This is a genomic window from Clostridium sp. 001 (assembly GCF_019056555.1).
GTDB lineage: Bacteria > Bacillota > Clostridia > Clostridiales > Clostridiaceae > Clostridium_B > Clostridium_B ragsdalei.
The window spans coordinates 2,221,728-2,237,367 of sequence record NZ_CP020473.1 but is presented as its reverse complement, the minus strand read 5'-3'; the positions used below and the strand labels follow the sequence as shown (position 1 = coordinate 2,237,367).

The 15,640-nt window shown below is 30.4% G+C and carries 15 protein-coding genes and 1 tRNA gene; 11 read left to right on the top strand and 5 right to left on the bottom strand.

The features are described from left to right. Window position 1: 1 nt before the first annotated feature. Window positions 2-934, top strand: coding sequence for a TIGR01212 family radical SAM protein (locus tag B5S50_RS10355; RefSeq protein ID WP_217303715.1), 933 nt, complete (start codon window positions 2-4; stop codon window positions 932-934). A 317-nt stretch (window positions 935-1,251) separates the two neighbouring features. Beyond that, window positions 1,252-1,962 (top strand): 2-phosphosulfolactate phosphatase family protein, encoded by a 711-nt coding sequence (locus B5S50_RS10350; protein WP_217303714.1) that lies wholly within the window; start codon window positions 1,252-1,254, stop codon window positions 1,960-1,962. Between the two features lie 38 nt (window positions 1,963-2,000). On the opposite strand, the gene B5S50_RS10345 is transcribed toward B5S50_RS10350, so the two are convergent. The 5 genes from B5S50_RS10345 to murC all read right to left on the bottom strand — a co-directional run bounded on the left by B5S50_RS10345 (window position 2,001) and on the right by murC (window position 5,472). After that, window positions 2,001-2,399, bottom strand: coding sequence for a hypothetical protein (locus B5S50_RS10345; RefSeq protein WP_065076914.1), 399 nt, complete (start codon window positions 2,397-2,399; stop codon window positions 2,001-2,003). Between the two features lie 64 nt (window positions 2,400-2,463). Beyond that, entirely contained in the window at window positions 2,464-3,117 is a 654-nt protein-coding gene (locus tag B5S50_RS10340) for an HAD family phosphatase (RefSeq protein ID WP_065076913.1), read from the bottom strand. Window positions 3,118-3,259: 142 nt separating this feature from the next. Further along, window positions 3,260-3,335: transfer RNA gene (locus B5S50_RS10335), tRNA-Pro, on the bottom strand. Window positions 3,336-3,711: 376 nt separating this feature from the next. Beyond that, entirely contained in the window at window positions 3,712-4,032 is a 321-nt protein-coding gene (locus B5S50_RS10330; RefSeq protein WP_217303713.1) for a hypothetical protein, read from the bottom strand. Between the two features lie 66 nt (window positions 4,033-4,098). After that, complete coding sequence (gene murC / locus B5S50_RS10325; protein WP_217303712.1) at window positions 4,099-5,472, bottom strand: UDP-N-acetylmuramate--L-alanine ligase; 1,374 nt, start codon at window positions 5,470-5,472, stop codon at window positions 4,099-4,101. 263 nt (window positions 5,473-5,735) lie between these two features. On the opposite strand from murC, the gene purR reads away from it, so the two are divergent. From purR to pth, 9 genes are all read left to right on the top strand, one after another. Next, window positions 5,736-6,551 (top strand): pur operon repressor, encoded by an 816-nt coding sequence (gene purR / locus B5S50_RS10320; RefSeq protein ID WP_217303711.1) that lies wholly within the window; start codon window positions 5,736-5,738, stop codon window positions 6,549-6,551. Between the two features lie 101 nt (window positions 6,552-6,652). Further along, entirely contained in the window at window positions 6,653-6,943 is a 291-nt protein-coding gene (spoVG, locus tag B5S50_RS10315) for a septation regulator SpoVG (protein ID WP_013240751.1), read from the top strand. Between the two features lie 273 nt (window positions 6,944-7,216). Beyond that, the gene (locus B5S50_RS21575) at window positions 7,217-8,470 is read left to right on the top strand and encodes a transposase (protein WP_254306610.1); all 1,254 of its coding nucleotides are present in this window, start codon (window positions 7,217-7,219) and stop codon (window positions 8,468-8,470) included. Window positions 8,471-8,752: 282 nt separating this feature from the next. After that, entirely contained in the window at window positions 8,753-10,123 is a 1,371-nt protein-coding gene (glmU, locus tag B5S50_RS10305) for a bifunctional UDP-N-acetylglucosamine diphosphorylase/glucosamine-1-phosphate N-acetyltransferase GlmU (protein WP_065076910.1), read from the top strand. A gap of 22 nt (window positions 10,124-10,145) precedes the next feature. Further along, window positions 10,146-11,105 (top strand): ribose-phosphate diphosphokinase, encoded by a 960-nt coding sequence (locus B5S50_RS10300; RefSeq protein ID WP_065076909.1) that lies wholly within the window; start codon window positions 10,146-10,148, stop codon window positions 11,103-11,105. 212 nt (window positions 11,106-11,317) lie between these two features. Continuing rightward, complete coding sequence (locus B5S50_RS10295; protein WP_013240748.1) at window positions 11,318-12,004, top strand: response regulator transcription factor; 687 nt, start codon at window positions 11,318-11,320, stop codon at window positions 12,002-12,004. Beyond that, window positions 12,005-13,420 carry a cell wall metabolism sensor histidine kinase WalK gene (locus tag B5S50_RS10290; protein WP_217303710.1) on the top strand — a complete coding sequence of 472 codons (1,416 nt, stop codon included), beginning with the start codon at window positions 12,005-12,007 and terminating at the stop codon, window positions 13,418-13,420. 82 nt (window positions 13,421-13,502) lie between these two features. After that, window positions 13,503-14,681, top strand: coding sequence for a S1C family serine protease (locus B5S50_RS10285; RefSeq protein ID WP_065076907.1), 1,179 nt, complete (start codon window positions 13,503-13,505; stop codon window positions 14,679-14,681). 91 nt (window positions 14,682-14,772) lie between these two features. After that, window positions 14,773-15,348: an aminoacyl-tRNA hydrolase gene (gene pth, locus B5S50_RS10280; protein WP_065076906.1), complete on the top strand. Its 576-nt coding sequence runs from the start codon at window positions 14,773-14,775 to the stop codon at window positions 15,346-15,348. Window positions 15,349-15,640: the final 292 nt, after the last annotated feature.

Here is a 15,640-nt window from a genome sequence, read left to right as displayed (position 1 = left end):
AATGCTGTGGGGAGACAAAACATACTATAGTTTGAATTATTATTTGAGGAGAAAATTTGGATGTAAAGTATTTAAGATATCTTTGGATGGTGGATTTTCTTGTCCTAATAGAGACGGTACTATAAGTACAGGTGGATGTATATTTTGCAGTGAAAAAGGATCTGGGGATTTTGCAGGAAACAGGAATGTATCTATATCAAGTCAGTTTCAGGGTATAAAGCAAATGATGAACAAGAAGTGGAAAGATGGAAAGTATATAGCTTATTTTCAAGCATATACAAATACCTATGCTCCTGTAGAAATACTAAAGCAGAAGTACGAGGAAGCTATAAATCAAGAAGGTGTAGTTGGTCTTGCAATAGCTACTAGACCTGATTGCCTTGGAGATGATGTGCTGGAATTACTTGAGAAATTTAATAATAAAATTTATACTTGGGTAGAACTTGGCTTGCAAAGTTCCAATGATTTTACAGCAGAAAAAATAAACAGGGGATATAAGTTAGAAACCTTTGAAAGATCTGTAAAAAGTTTGAGAAAAATAGGAATTGAAGTGGTAGTACATTTAATAATGGGACTGCCTTATGAAAATAAAGACATTATGATGAATACAGTAAAATATGTATCAAGTCAGGATATACAGGGAGTAAAGTTCCATTTGCTTCACTTAATGGAACATACTCCTCTTGTAAAATTGTATAACGAAGGATATTTGAAGCTTATGAGTCAAGAAGATTATGTAGATGTAATATGCTCAGCACTGTCAAATACTAGGCCAGATATTGTAATTCACAGGTTAACTGGAGATGCGCCTAGAAATTTACTTATAGGACCTAAATGGAGTCTTAAAAAGTGGGAAGTTCTAAATGACATAGATAAAACTATGAAGGATAGAAACATCTATCAGGGAATATATTATGGGAATAATAGGAAATAGTTAATTACTTAACTTACACAGTTTAAAAGTAATGCGAAGTAAAGCTTTGCAAGTTAATAATTAATAATTAATAGTGAAGGATGATTTTTAGCTGTCGCAAAAAATCTTTAAATTTATATAAGTCAGTGCTTAGTAATGTTTTGATTTAGCAAAACGAGTATTCAAAAATTTAATCAAAGATTTTTTGTAGTGTAACGGAAAAAAATCCACATTAACTATTAATTCTTCATTCTTAACTATTAACTAAAAAAATTTTGTATGTGCCAAAGTTGAGATATAAGTAATATGTGATTACTTTTAGAGGAGGAAATTGAAAATTGAAAATAGATGTAATAATATCAGCAGATGATATAAAAGATGAGAAAATTGAGGACAAGTCTGTGGTAATAGTGGACATGCTTAGGGCAACTTCAGTAATTACCACTGCTATGGACAATGGATGTAAGGAAGTGATACCTGTTCTAACTGTAGAAGAAGCTCTAGAAATAGCAGGGAGAGATAGGGAAAAATATATACTTGGAGGCGAGAGAAATGCCTTAAAAATACCAGAATTTGATTGCTCGAATTCTCCACTTGAGTATACTAGAGAAGTTGTAAAAGATAAAATTCTTATAATGACTACAACTAATGGAACTAGAGCAATAAAAAGAAGTGCTGCAGCAAAAAATATGTTAATAGGAGCCCTTATAAATGGAGCTAAGGTGGCAGATAAGCTAGTAAGCTTAAGAAATGATGTAACGATAGTTAATTCTGGAACAAGTGGACAATTTTCTATGGACGATTTTATATGCAGCGGATATATAATAAAGTGCATATTGGAAAAGACAGAGGTAGAGCTTACAGATATATCTAAAACTGCATTATATGTTTATGAAAAAAATCCAGATATTGTAGGATTTATACAAAATGCATCTCACTTTAAGAGGATACAACAGCTAGATTTGTATGATGATTTAAAATACTGCTGCAAGAAAGATATAATAAAAGGTGTTCCCGAATATTTAGATGGAGTTATCAAATTATTATAGAAATGTTGAAAAGCCCTAGTTTTAAGTAATGAAGGGCTTTATTCAATTATCCTTATATAATTGGACTTTATCCATCCTTTAGAATTCAGCCTGTTGTCTCCAGGCAAAAAAACTTCATACCAAAGTTGACTTTGAATTTGAGCACTATCTTGAATTTTTAAAGAAGCATTTTCTTTTAAAGTATTAACTATGCTGGAGTTTGAAATAGGTGAAAGATGGAGATTCCCACTTATAGTAACTACTGCGTTTAAAAATTGAGGAGTGACGTACTTAATGTCTATTTTCTTAGGAGTTTGTTTTAATAATTTTGATTTTAAATCATCGTTTTCATATTTTAAAGAAAGTATTTGTCTTCTCTGGATTGAGACCTTATCGTTAAATTTGTATAGAATAACAGCATTTCCTGCTATAATTAGAAGGAATAAAAAGGCTAGCATTTTAAATCTCCTCATTTAAGTACTTTTATATTAGTATATTCAATAAGGTACTTAAAAATGAAAATTATATTGTCTTCATTAATTCGTTATAATTAGATATATGCATGTCCGAATAATCTATTATTTCGTTCCACTGGTACTCAGAATATAGGTCATGCACACCTATTACAGTCATACCTGCTGATTTTGCACCTTTAACGGCACACAGCACATCTTCAAAAACTACACAATCCTTTGAATTTAAATTTAACTTTTGGGCAGCACAAATATATATATCGGGGAAAGCCTTACTTTTTGAAACTTCATCGCCTGTAATTATTGAGTCAAATAAATCATATATTTTATTCTTTTTGAGACATACGTTTGTTATTTCTCTATAATTGCTTGTAGCTAAAGCTATTTTAATACCCTTTTTCTTTAATAAAAGCAAAAACTCTTTAGCTCCTGGTTTAAGTGAGATATTATGAGAATATTCATAAATAGCCATATCATACCATTCTTTTTGAATTCCTTCTATACTATCAGAAATATTAAATTTGTTTTTAAAATACTCGGCAGTTTCATAAAAGCTCATATGTTCTATATCACTTTTTAAGCTTGGAGGAACAGTTAGTTTTTTTCTTGCTAAATAGTTTTCATCAATGTTTTCCCACATCCACATGGAGTCAATAAGAGTACCATCCATATCAAAAATAGCACCTTTAATGTTTTTAAGCATCTATACATAACCTCATTTCAAGTTTAGTATATTTTTATCTTTTTAATATAAAATGGGCTTTTTGAGGTTTCTCTCAAAAAGCCTAAAAGTTCTTATGAATACAAAACTTCAAAAGCTACAAACTTAAATTGTGCTAATGATTTGGTCGGAGTGACAGGATTTGAACCTGCGACCTCTTGCTCCCGAAGCAAGCGCGCTACCATCTGCGCTACACCCCGCTCATATGCTATTTTATACCATATATAAAAAAAAGACAAGATACTTGTAAACTGCAGTGCACAATGTACGATTTACAATTGAGGATAATTTTCAGTTATCGCAAAAATAAAAAATTGCGAAGCAAAGTTTTTGAGTTGAAAGTTGATAGTGGACAATTGACAGTGAAGGATGATTTTTAGCTATGGCAAAAAATCTTTAAATTTATATGAATCAACTCAGCTATGTTTTGCTTTAGCAAAACGAGCTTTCAAAAATTTAATTAAAGATTTTTTGTAGTGTAACGGAAAAAAATCCACCTTCACTGTCCACTTTCAATTTTCAATTGTCAACTAAATTGCTTCGTAATTTCTTAGTTTACGAATTGCAAATAAAGTATCATATACTCATTTTATCTTCGTTATCCCCTTCGCCTCTTGTAGGAACTGTAGACATGAGGAATCCAACTAGTACTGATACTAGGGCTGGTGATATTATATTTATATAAGCTATGTAAGAGGTTCTATATAATATTAGTGCAGTTATGCCTGTTAAAAGTATGCTGATTATAAAAATATAAATTACAAATTTAGCAAAAGAACTAAAAAACTTTTTATATAGTTTGTGTCTTTTAGGGCCACTTATTATTTTTTGAAACAAAAAATAGGATAATAGAATTAAAATTACGTCTACTGAAGCAGATATTAAAAAATTTTTCAAATAAAACACCTCCAATAGGTTTATTAATCTATAGTATTACCTTATTGGAGGCATTTTACACTTAAATTATTCGCTTAAATACATTTCTCCTACTTTAAATACATCTCCTGCACCTACAGTTAAAAGAAGATCTCCATCTTTTAAATTAGATTTTAAATAATCAACTATGGATTTAAAATCTGAGATATTAGTAGACTTTATACCACGTTTTGCAATTTCTTTAGATAGCATAGCAGAACTTACCTTGCCAGTGTCTTTTTCTCTTGCAGGATATATATTTGCTAAAATTAGTTCATCTACGTTGTCGAAAGCCTCAGTAAATTCTTTAAATAAGCTTATAGTTCGTGAAAAAGTATGGGGCTGAAATACACAGATTATTCTCTTATGAGGGTAATTTATAGCAGCATTTAAAGTTGCTTTTATCTCAGTAGGATGATGAGCATAATCGTCTATTACTGTTATGCCTTCTTTTTTACCCTTCAACTCAAATCTTCTGTGAGTACCTTTAAAGTTTTCCAATCCCATTTTTATGTTATCAGTGGATATATCTAAGACTAAAGATACGGCTGTACTTGCCAGTGCATTTAATATATTGTGTTTACCTGGAACACTCAAATGTAAAGATGATATTTTAACATCATTTTTATATATATCAAAGGATGCACAACTTTTTTCATCAAAACATATATTTCTAGCTGTAATGTCACCATCATTAATTCCATAAGTTAATACGTTGCAGTTAACGGTTGATATAACATTTTTCATTCTTGCATCGTCCGCACAACAAACTAAGTATCCTTCTTCTGGAATTAGATTTGCAAATTTTATAAAGGCATTTTGTATATCATCTATATCTTTATAATAATCAAGGTGATCTGCATCTATATTTAAGATTACGCCTATGGATGGGAAAAACTTCAGAAAAGATCCTTTGTATTCACAAGCTTCAGTAATGAAATAAGGGCTGTTTCCTATTCTTACATTCCCATTTATATTGTCCAAGTTTCCTCCTACTAATATGGTAGGATCTAAATCCGCTTTAAGTGTAATACATGATAGCATGGATGTAGTTGTGGTTTTACCATGGGTACCTGCTATAGCTACATTATACTTATGACCTTTCATTATATGACCTAAAAGTTCAGCTCTGGACATTAGAGGAATGTTCAAAGTTTTAGCTTTTAAAAATTCCTCATTATTTTTTTGGATTGCGGCAGTATATATAACTAAATCTATATCTGGTTTTATATTTTCACTGATTTGTCCTATATAAATTGTAGCTCCTTTTGATTTTAATTTTTCTGTTGCAGGAGAAGTTTTTATATCTGAACCGGATACTTTATATCCCTTTTCTATTAAAATTTCAGCTAAAGCGCTCATGCTTACTCCGCCTATACCTATAAAATGTACTGTCTTATTTTTTATAAAATCAAATGACAACTGAATCACTCCTTTAATTTAACTAACTCATCTAATAATTATATACAAAAATTAATTAAAAAACATAACTTTATGGATATAATTTATAATTTGCAATATTTGAACTTTAAACTTTTTAAAAATTTTATAGCAATGAATTCTTAAGCTACTAGTTGAGCCTGTAGTAAATAGGTGTTGATAAATAACATTTTTTAGAATACAATATGAATAATAGAATAAAATAGTAACATATTATTCGTAAAATTATATAGATGGGTGATAGAATGCAAAAGTTTAGTAGAAATCAGAGAATAGCTGCAGTAACAAAAATCTTACTTGAAAATCCTAATAAAATAATGGGCTTGAATAACTTCACAGAAATGTTTAATACTGCAAAGTCTACTGTAAGTGAGGATATTGTAGTAGTGAAGGATACTTTAAATAAATTGGACATGGGAAAAATAAATACTGTATCAGGAGCAGCAGGGGGAATTAAATATGTATGTGGTATGTCTAATGAAAAGAAAAGGGAATTTGCTGAAAAATTATGTATTATTTTGAAAGATAGAGAAAGAATAATACCAGGGAATTTTTTATATATGACAGATATAATGTTTAACCCTAAGATAATATACACTGCCGGATTGATTTTGGCATCTATTTTTATAGAAAAGGATATTGATTATGTAGTTACTGTTGAGACAAAGGGAATTCCATTAGCTTATGAAGTAGCCAGGATGCTCGGAGTTCAACTTGTAGTTGTAAGAAGGGAAACGAAATTTACTGAAGGCTCTACTTTAACTATAAATTATGTATCAGGTTCTACAGGAAGAATTCAAAATATGTCTTTGTCTAAGAAGGCATTGAAGAAAGGAAGTAAGTGTATTTTTATTGATGACTTTATGAAAGCAGGAGGAACTGCTAAAGGTATAGTAGATCTTTTGAAGGAATTTGAAAGTGAACTTTTAGGAATAGGAATTTTAATAGACAATATAGGAACATCTAACAAATTAGTTGAAGACTATGTGTCACTAGTTGATTTTAAAGGCATTGATGAAAATGGAAATGCAATTCTATTTCCTTCTGAAATGTTTAACTAATAAAATTTTCAAAAAATTTTATTAATTTTTAATAAAATAGGAAGGAAAAATACAAAATATAGAGAATAGTATATACATAAGCATCTTGGAGGTGGATTTATATGCAAATTACAGACGTTAGGGTAAGAAAAATTGCAGCAGAGGGTAAGATGAAAGCTATTGTTTCAGTAACCTTTGATAACGAATTCGTAGTTCACGATATAAAAGTTATAGAAGGTCAAAATGGTCTTTTTATAGCAATGCCAAGTAGAAAGACTCCTGATGGAGAGTTTAAAGACATTGCTCACCCTATAAATACTCAAACAAGGGAGAAAATACAAAAGGCAATTCTTGATGAGTATGAAAAAGTAAAAAGTGAAGAAACTGTTACCGAAGAAAAGGTTAAGGAATAATAAAAGGGAGTATAAATACTCCCTTTTATTATTCCTTAATAATTTTCATTTCAAAATACATTTAAAAATTATTATCCGAAAGTTATCAGAAGTTTAGCACTTAAAAAATTTTTAGGACGGTAGTCCTTTGGATTATAAAGTCTTATGAATATTTACAGTAGAAGTAATAGATTCCGATTTTTACTGGAAATTATACGGAAAAAATTTGCATAATAAAAGCATCCTTTTTATAATGGTTTTGCTGAAAACTAAAAATAAAAGGATGCTGATAAAATGAGTAAAAGTTATTTAAAACAATTACTTACTTATATTAATAAAGTATATGATATAGGTGAAAAAATCAATAGTTTAAAAGATAAAAGAGTAAAATCTCCAGTAAAAGTTTCAACAATAGTTTTCGTAGTGTTATTTGGATTCATGCTTCAAATAAGAAGTTTCAATAGATTAGAACATTGGATTGAAAAGAATAAATTTAAAAAAGTGTTACCTAAAAATACTAAAATGCTGCACATTGACGCAGTCAGGCGGTGTTTAAGTAACTTTGATATGGATGGCTTGAAAAACATTCATATCAGCATAATAAAAACAACTATAAAAAACAAAGTATTTCGAAATGGTACTATTGATGGTTTAAAAGTAGCTGCCATAGATGGTGTAGAGTTATTTGAAAGTACTAAAAAATGTTGCAATAAATGCCTTTCTCGAGAGAATAGAGATGGAACTACCCATTATTTTCATAGATCTGTAGTGTGTGCAACAGTAGGATCAGACCCACATATTATTTTAGGTCAAGAGATGCTTGAACCTAAAAAAGATAGTTCAAGTAAAGATGAAGGTGAAATTACGGGTAGTAAACGACTAATTAAGAAGTTATATAAGAAGTATCATCATTTCGCTGACATCATAGTGGCTGATGCTCTTTACTGTAAATCTACTTGGATAAAAGAAGTTCTTTCTATAGGAATGGATGCATTGGTAAGAGTAAAAGATGAAAGGCTGCACATTGTAAAAGATGCATTAGCCCTATTTAAATGCCGGGAGGCAGATAAAGATTGGACTGTAAAGGAAAATGTAAATACCTATAGAAAGATTAAAGCGTGGGATGATGATAATTTTCAAATGTCTGATTCAAGTATAGAAGTAAGATTCATAAAATTTATAGAAGAAATTCATACTGGAGATAAAGCAGAAATTAAAGAAGAATGGATCATAACAACAGATAAATTTATATCAGTAGAAACTTTATGGAAAATAATGCATAAAAGATGGGATATTGAAAATAATGTATTTCATCAGTTGAAAACTGAATGGCATTTAGATCATTGTTTTCTTCACAGTTCTACAGGGGTAGAGACAGTTTTAATGTTTATGATACTAGCATTTAATTTAATGCAGTTATATTTTTTTAGGTGTATCAGAGGTTTTAGGAAGAAAAAAATGCTCCAAATAGATATTATTGAAGATATAAAAGATGAAAGATTTACTATAGAAGATGATTGGGATAATCCACTATTCATAAAGACGTAATTTTAAAATAAAAACTGGAAACTTTGCATTAAGATTTTTAGGGGTAGGGGAGTGTATAACAATTTTTACGATCTACCGGTTTAAGGGCTTACCAGACCTTTAAATAAGTGTAAAAAAATATAATTCCAGTAAAAATAAAATTTTCACTGGAATTTAGGTGCTAAATCTCTGGAAAGTTATTTATAAGGTTGCAAATAATTTTCATATAAAATATAATATTATAGGATGTTTTAATAATATAATGTATAAAATTGAAGCTTATAACCATAAAGAGGTGTTAAAATGTATAATTGTGCTATAATATTGGCGGCTGGAGAAGGAAAAAGGATGAAATCATCTAATCCTAAAGTACTCCATAAGGTTTGCGGAAGAGAAATGGTGAATATAGTTATTGATACTGTAAAGAAAGCACAAATAGAAAATATAGATGTGGTAATTGGCAAAGGTTCAGATGAGGTAAAAAAACATACTGAAAGCAGGAATGTAAGTTATTCTTTTCAGGAAAAACAATTGGGCACAGGAAATGCTGTTTTATGTTCGGTAAGCTTTTTAAAGGATAAAAAGGGAACCGTAGCTGTATTTACAGGAGATGCACCTTTAATAAAAGAGGATACTATAAAAAAGATGCTAAGCTTTCATAATGAAGGTGGATATAAAGCTACTATACTAACTTCTTTAGTGAAAGATCCTTCCGGATATGGAAGAATTATTAGAGAAAAAAGTGGAGAAGTATCTAAAATAGTTGAGCATAAAGATTGCTCAGAGGAAGAGCTTAGAGTAAATGAGATAAATTCAGGAATGTACTGTTTTGATATAGAGAGCTTAACGGAAAGCCTAGATAAAATACATAATGATAACGCTCAAGGCGAATATTATTTGACTGATGTCATAGAAATATTGAAAGGTCAAGGAAAAAAAGTTGGAGCATTACCAATTCCATTTGAGGAGACTATGGGAGTTAACTCAAGGGTTCAGCTTTCAGAAGCTGAAAGGATTATGAGAAAAAGAATAAATATAAAACATATGAAAAATGGTGTTACTCTTATTGATGCTGATAATACTTACATAGAGTTAGACGTTAAAATAGGTAAAGATACTATAGTATATCCTGGGAATGTACTTCAGGGTAATACTGTAGTGGGCGAAAATTGTACATTGTATCCTAATTCTAGAATACAAAATAGTGTAATACAAAATAATGTAACAATTCAAAGTTCAGTAATACTAGATAGTACTATAGGGGAAAGTACTACTGTAGGACCTTTTGCATACATAAGGCCTGAAAGTACAATAGGTAAGTCTGTAAGAATAGGTGATTTTGTGGAAGTAAAGAAGTCAACTATAGGGGATAAGACAAAAGTGTCTCATTTGACATATATAGGAGATGCGGAAGTTGGAAGTGGATGCAATTTTGGATGTGGAACTGTTGTAGTAAATTATGATGGAAGGAAAAAGAATAAAACGTTAATTGGAAACAATTCATTTATAGGATGTAATACAAATTTGATCTCTCCAGTTAAGGTTAACGACGATACTTATATAGCAGCAGGTTCTACAATAACAGATGAAGTTCCAGAAGGAGCATTAGCAGTAGCTAGGGCACGACAAATAAATAAGGAAAATTGGGTATATAAAAAAGGATTAAAGAAATAAAATTTTAGGAGGGCTTTACATAATGATAACCCATGGTAAGAATATTAAAATTTTTGCAGGCAATTCTCATCCTGAATTAGCTAGGCAAATAGCGGATATTTTAGGAACTAAAGTTGGAGATTCTAAAGTTTCTACTTTTAGTGACGGAGAAATATCTGTAGATATTAATGAGACAGTTAGAGGAATGGACGTATTTATAGTTCAATCAACAAATGACCCTGTAAATGATAATTTGATGGAGCTTTTAATTATGATTGATGCATTTAAAAGAGCATCAGCAGGGAGAATAACTGCAGTAATGCCTTATTACGGATATGCTAGACAGGACAGAAAAGCTAAGGCAAGAGATCCAATTACAGCAAAACTTGTAGCAGATATATTAACTGCTGCTGGGGCAGACAGAGTACTTACAATGGATTTACATGCAGCACAAATCCAAGGATATTTCAATATACCTTTAGATCATCTTTTGGGAGCACCTATTCTTGCAAAGTATTTTATACAAAAGGAATTTGATAAGAGAGATGATATAGTTGTAGTTTCACCAGATCTTGGAAGTGTAACAAGGGCAAGAAAATTTGCCGACAAGTTAAATGCAAGCATAGCTATTATTGACAAGAGAAGACCAAAAGCTAATGTATCAGAAGTAATGAATATAATTGGAGATATAGAAGGAAAAACAGTTATATTAGTGGATGACATGATAGATACAGCTGGAACAATAACAAATGGTGCTAATGCTCTTATGAAACGTGGAGCAAAAGAAGTTTATGCTTGCTGTACACATGCAGTATTATCAGGTCCAGCAATAGAGAGAATAAAAGATTCTGTTATAAAAGAACTGATAATGTTGAATACTATAAACTTACCTGACAGCAAAATGCTGGATAAATTTAAGATACTATCTATAGCTCCAGTATTTGCGGAAGCTATAAAAAGAATATATGAAGATGTTTCTGTAAGTAAATTATTTGAAGATTAGAATTAAAAGGCATGTAGAAAATGTATTCTACATGCCTTTTAATTAAAAATATTAAAGTATACTTAGTATTTATGACTTATTTGTAACTTTTGATAATATATTATTATTTATACAAAAATATGTGATAAATTTATTATAGGGAATTTGTTTATTACAAATAACATGATTGATGAGGTATTCATATATCAATATTTATTTAGGAGGGTGAAATTATGGAAGGGTCTATAGGTAAAATTTTAATAGTAGATGATGATGAAAATATATGTGAAGTAATAAAAATGTACGTAGAAAGTGCAGGATATGAGACAAAGGTTGTTAATGATGGTAAGACAGCAGAAACTATGTTTTTAGAATATAAACCGGATTTAGTACTTTTAGATATAATGCTTCCAAATATAGATGGAATAGATGTACTTAAGTGGATAAGAAAAGAATATGAAACTCCTGTAATTATGCTTACAGCAAAAGGGGAAACTTTTGATAAGGTTTTAGGTCTTGAACTGGGAGCAGATGACTATATAGTTAAACCTTTTGAGGCCAAGGAGATGCTAGCTAGAATTAAGGCGGTACTTAGAAGGTATAGTGTGGATAACGAAAACAAGGAAGTGCTAAAATTTAATCAACTAACTATTGATATAAATTCATATACAGTAGTTTATAAAGATGATGAAATAAAAATGCCACCTAAGGAGTTTGAATTACTACATTATCTTGCAAGTAATAAAAATAGAGTATTTACTAGAGAACAACTTTTATGTGAAGTTTGGGGTTACGATTATCCAGGGGATTCTAGAACTGTAGATGTACATGTTAAGAGATTAAGGGAAAAGCTTCAAGGAGGACCAAATTGGCAAATAGAAACTGTGTGGGGTGTAGGGTATAAATTTGAGGTGAAGTAAATGAAAAAGGGGTTATTTTCAAAACTTATGGTTGCATTTACTGGAATCATTATAGTTAGTTTTGTAATGACATCAGGTTTTTTATCCTATTGGTTTGAAGGTTATTATTTTCAACAGAGAAAAGTAGAGATGCTTAGAGAATCTCAGCTTATAGAATATAAAGCTATACAGTATTTAAATGGGAATTTGACTTCAGATAATATAAATGAAACTTTAAGTTACATAGGAAAGTATTTATCAGCAGATATATGGCTAGTTGATAATTACGGATACATTTATTCTGTATCAAAAAGCGAGCATAAAAAACTGATAGCTACTTCTAGACAAATAGTTACTAAAGATTTACAAGACCTTAGAGAGAATAAAACAGTTAATAAGATACAAAATTACCCAGGTATATTTACAACTCCAGTTCATACATTTGAAATACCTATTTTTTCAAATGGAGTTTTCAGAGGTGCTATAATGATGCATACTTCTATAAGTGAATTAAAGAGCCCTCTAAAGAGAGTGTATGAAATTATATGGATATCAGCTGTTTTGGCCATTATAATATGCTGTATTGTAATTTACTATTTATCACAAAAAATAATAATAAATCCCCTTAAAAAAATAAATTATGCAGCAGATAAGATATCTAAAGGAGAAGTTGAAAAGAGAGTTCATATAGAATCCAAAGATGAAATTGGAGAACTTGCGAAATCCTTTAACATTATGGCAGATTCATTAGAAAAAGTAGAAAAGCATAGAAGAGAGTTTATATCCAATGTGTCTCATGAAATAAGGTCTCCAATAACTTCTATAAAAGGATTTATTGGGGGAATGATTGATGGAGTTATTCCAGCAGAAAAACAGAATTATTATCTGTCAGTTACTTATTCAGAGATACAAAGACTTACAAGGCTTGTAAATGATCTTTTGGATTTATCTGCAATTGAAGCTGGTGAATTTAAACTTAGAATAGAAGAAGTAGATATAAATGAGATTATAAGACTATGTGTTATAAAATTTGAAACTAAAATAAATAATAAGAAACTAAAAGTAGATGTATTGCTGGAAGATAATAAGTTGTATGTAGCTGCAGATAAAGACAGGATAACTCAAGTGGTTACAAATTTAGTGGATAATGCTATAAAATATTCAGATATTGGTGGAAATATAAAAATTTCAACTAAGGTTAAAGGTGAAAAGGCAGTTGTATCCGTTTATAATGATGGATCAGGGATACCGGAGTCAGATTTAAAACATATATGGGATAGGTTTTATAAGGTGGATAAATCCAGAACTTCAAAAGTGAGTACGGGGCTTGGACTTTCTATTGTAAGAAGTATACTTACCCAATTAGGTGAAGATATATGGGCTGAAAATAAGGAACCTAAGGGAATTATGTTTACTTTCACTTTAAAGAGGGTTTAAGGAATAATTACATTCTGTTCATATTTGTGTAAAATTTTTTTATTATAATTACTCTAAGTTTAGAGATTATGAGGTGTAATTAATGAATGATGATAACATAAAAGATGCTAATTGGGAAAATGTAAAAGATGATGAGGCAAAAATAAAGTTTGTAAATAGTAAGAAAAGGTCAAATATAAAAAAAATAGCCAGTTTATTTTGTGTTGTACTAGTAGCTGCAGTTTCTGGAGGTATATCTGGAGCATATGTAATTAATAAAAAACAGGCCTCTAAAATTTATACACCTGATAATCGAATGTTAGTTGAACCAAAGCAAGATAAAAGTGAAGCAAAAGATAAATCTGAAAGCACGAAGGAAAATTCTATAACGGAAGTAGCTGAAACTGTTGGTCCTGCAGTAGTAGGAATAAGTAATAAATCAGAAGGATATTTTGGATTGCAGGATGCAGGAAGTGGATCTGGAGTAATAATTGATTCCAATGGATATATAGTTACTAATTATCATGTAGTGCAGGGAGCGGATAAGATTACTGTTAAGCTTTCAAGTAATAAGATATTAAATGCTTCTGTGTTAGGAGCAGATCAAAGATCCGATTTAGCTGTAATAAAAGTGGATGCAAAAAACCTTCCCGTAGTTAGATTTGGAGATTCTTCGAAAGTGAAGGTTGGGGACACTGCAATTGCCATAGGAAATTCATTAGGTGAGCAGTTTGCAGGATCTGTTACTGCAGGAATAATAAGTGCATTAAACAGGAAGATAGAGTACAATGGATCAATATATAAAGTTATTCAGACAGATGCAGCTATAAATCCAGGAAACAGCGGTGGACCCCTTTGTGATTTACAAGGTAATGTTATAGGTATAAATAGTTTAAAAATAGGGGCTAATTTAAATGCAGAGGGAATGGGATTTGCTATAGACATAAATGAAGCAAAGGATATAATAAAATCACTTATGAACAGTGGAAAAGTATCAAGGCCTTATCTAGGTATATCTGGAGAAAGTGTAGTGTCAGAGGATGATAAAATTCAAGGAGTTTATATTGAACAGGTAGAAAAAAATAGTGGGGCTGGTGTTGCTGGTATAAAGCCTACGGATATAATAATGCAGGTAGACGGTAAAAAGGTAAGAGATGTATCAGATATAGAAGAAATAATAGAAAGTCATAAAATTGGAGAAAAGGTTGAGGCTGAAATTTGGAGAGATGGTAAGACTATAAAAGTGGAAGTAGTTCTCTCTGAATTGAAGGGAAATAAATAAAGAGACTTTTGGTCTCTTTATTATTTATGTCTTTTAGTATAATATATATTATGTAATGGATTTAATATAGTATTGAGATTGGAGTGAAATAATGTTTTTAATAGTTGGATTAGGAAATATAGGAACTAAGTATCAGCATACAAGACACAATATAGGGTTTGATGCTGTAGATTTAATAAGTAGTAAGTATAATATTCCTATAAATAGGGAAAAATTTAAAGGAACCTATGGAGAAGGCACAATATCAGATAATAAAGTAATGTTATTAAAACCAAGTACTTATATGAATTTGAGTGGAGAAAGTGTAATAGAGGCTGCAAATTTTTTTAAGATAAAAAGCAGTAATATAATAATTATATATGATGATATAGATCTTGAAGTTGGAAGGATTAGAATAAGAAAACATGGAAGTGCTGGAGGACATAATGGCATAAAGAGCGTAATAGCAAATTTAGGCACAGATGTATTCCCAAGAATAAAAATAGGGATTGGACAGCCTAAAGGGGATCTTGTATCTCATGTTTTGGGAAAATTTGACAAAAATGAAAGAAATGACATAGAAAAAGTTTTAGAAACTAGCGCAGATGTATTGGAATGTCTCATAAATTGTGGAGTAGAAGAAGCTATGAATAAGTTCAATGGATTAAAAATATCAAGTGATTCTTAGGTTCAGATGGAGTTTGCTTATAAGAATTGCTTTTTCTAGCTAAACCTTATTAACAGTATTCTTAGTGTCTTTAGCACTTAGAATACGTTATCCTTTAGGGGAAGAACTTATCCAGGCGCGTAGCAGTGCTTATTCCCTACTTTGATAAAAGAGGGTGTGTTAGCAATGGTAGCGATCAGATAAAGTTTATTACAAAATAATTCAATTGATACCGTATAATCTCTTTAAACAAAGAGATTAACGGTTGTTGTGCGTTAAATTAAAAAACTTAAGTGAAATATTTATCTAGAGT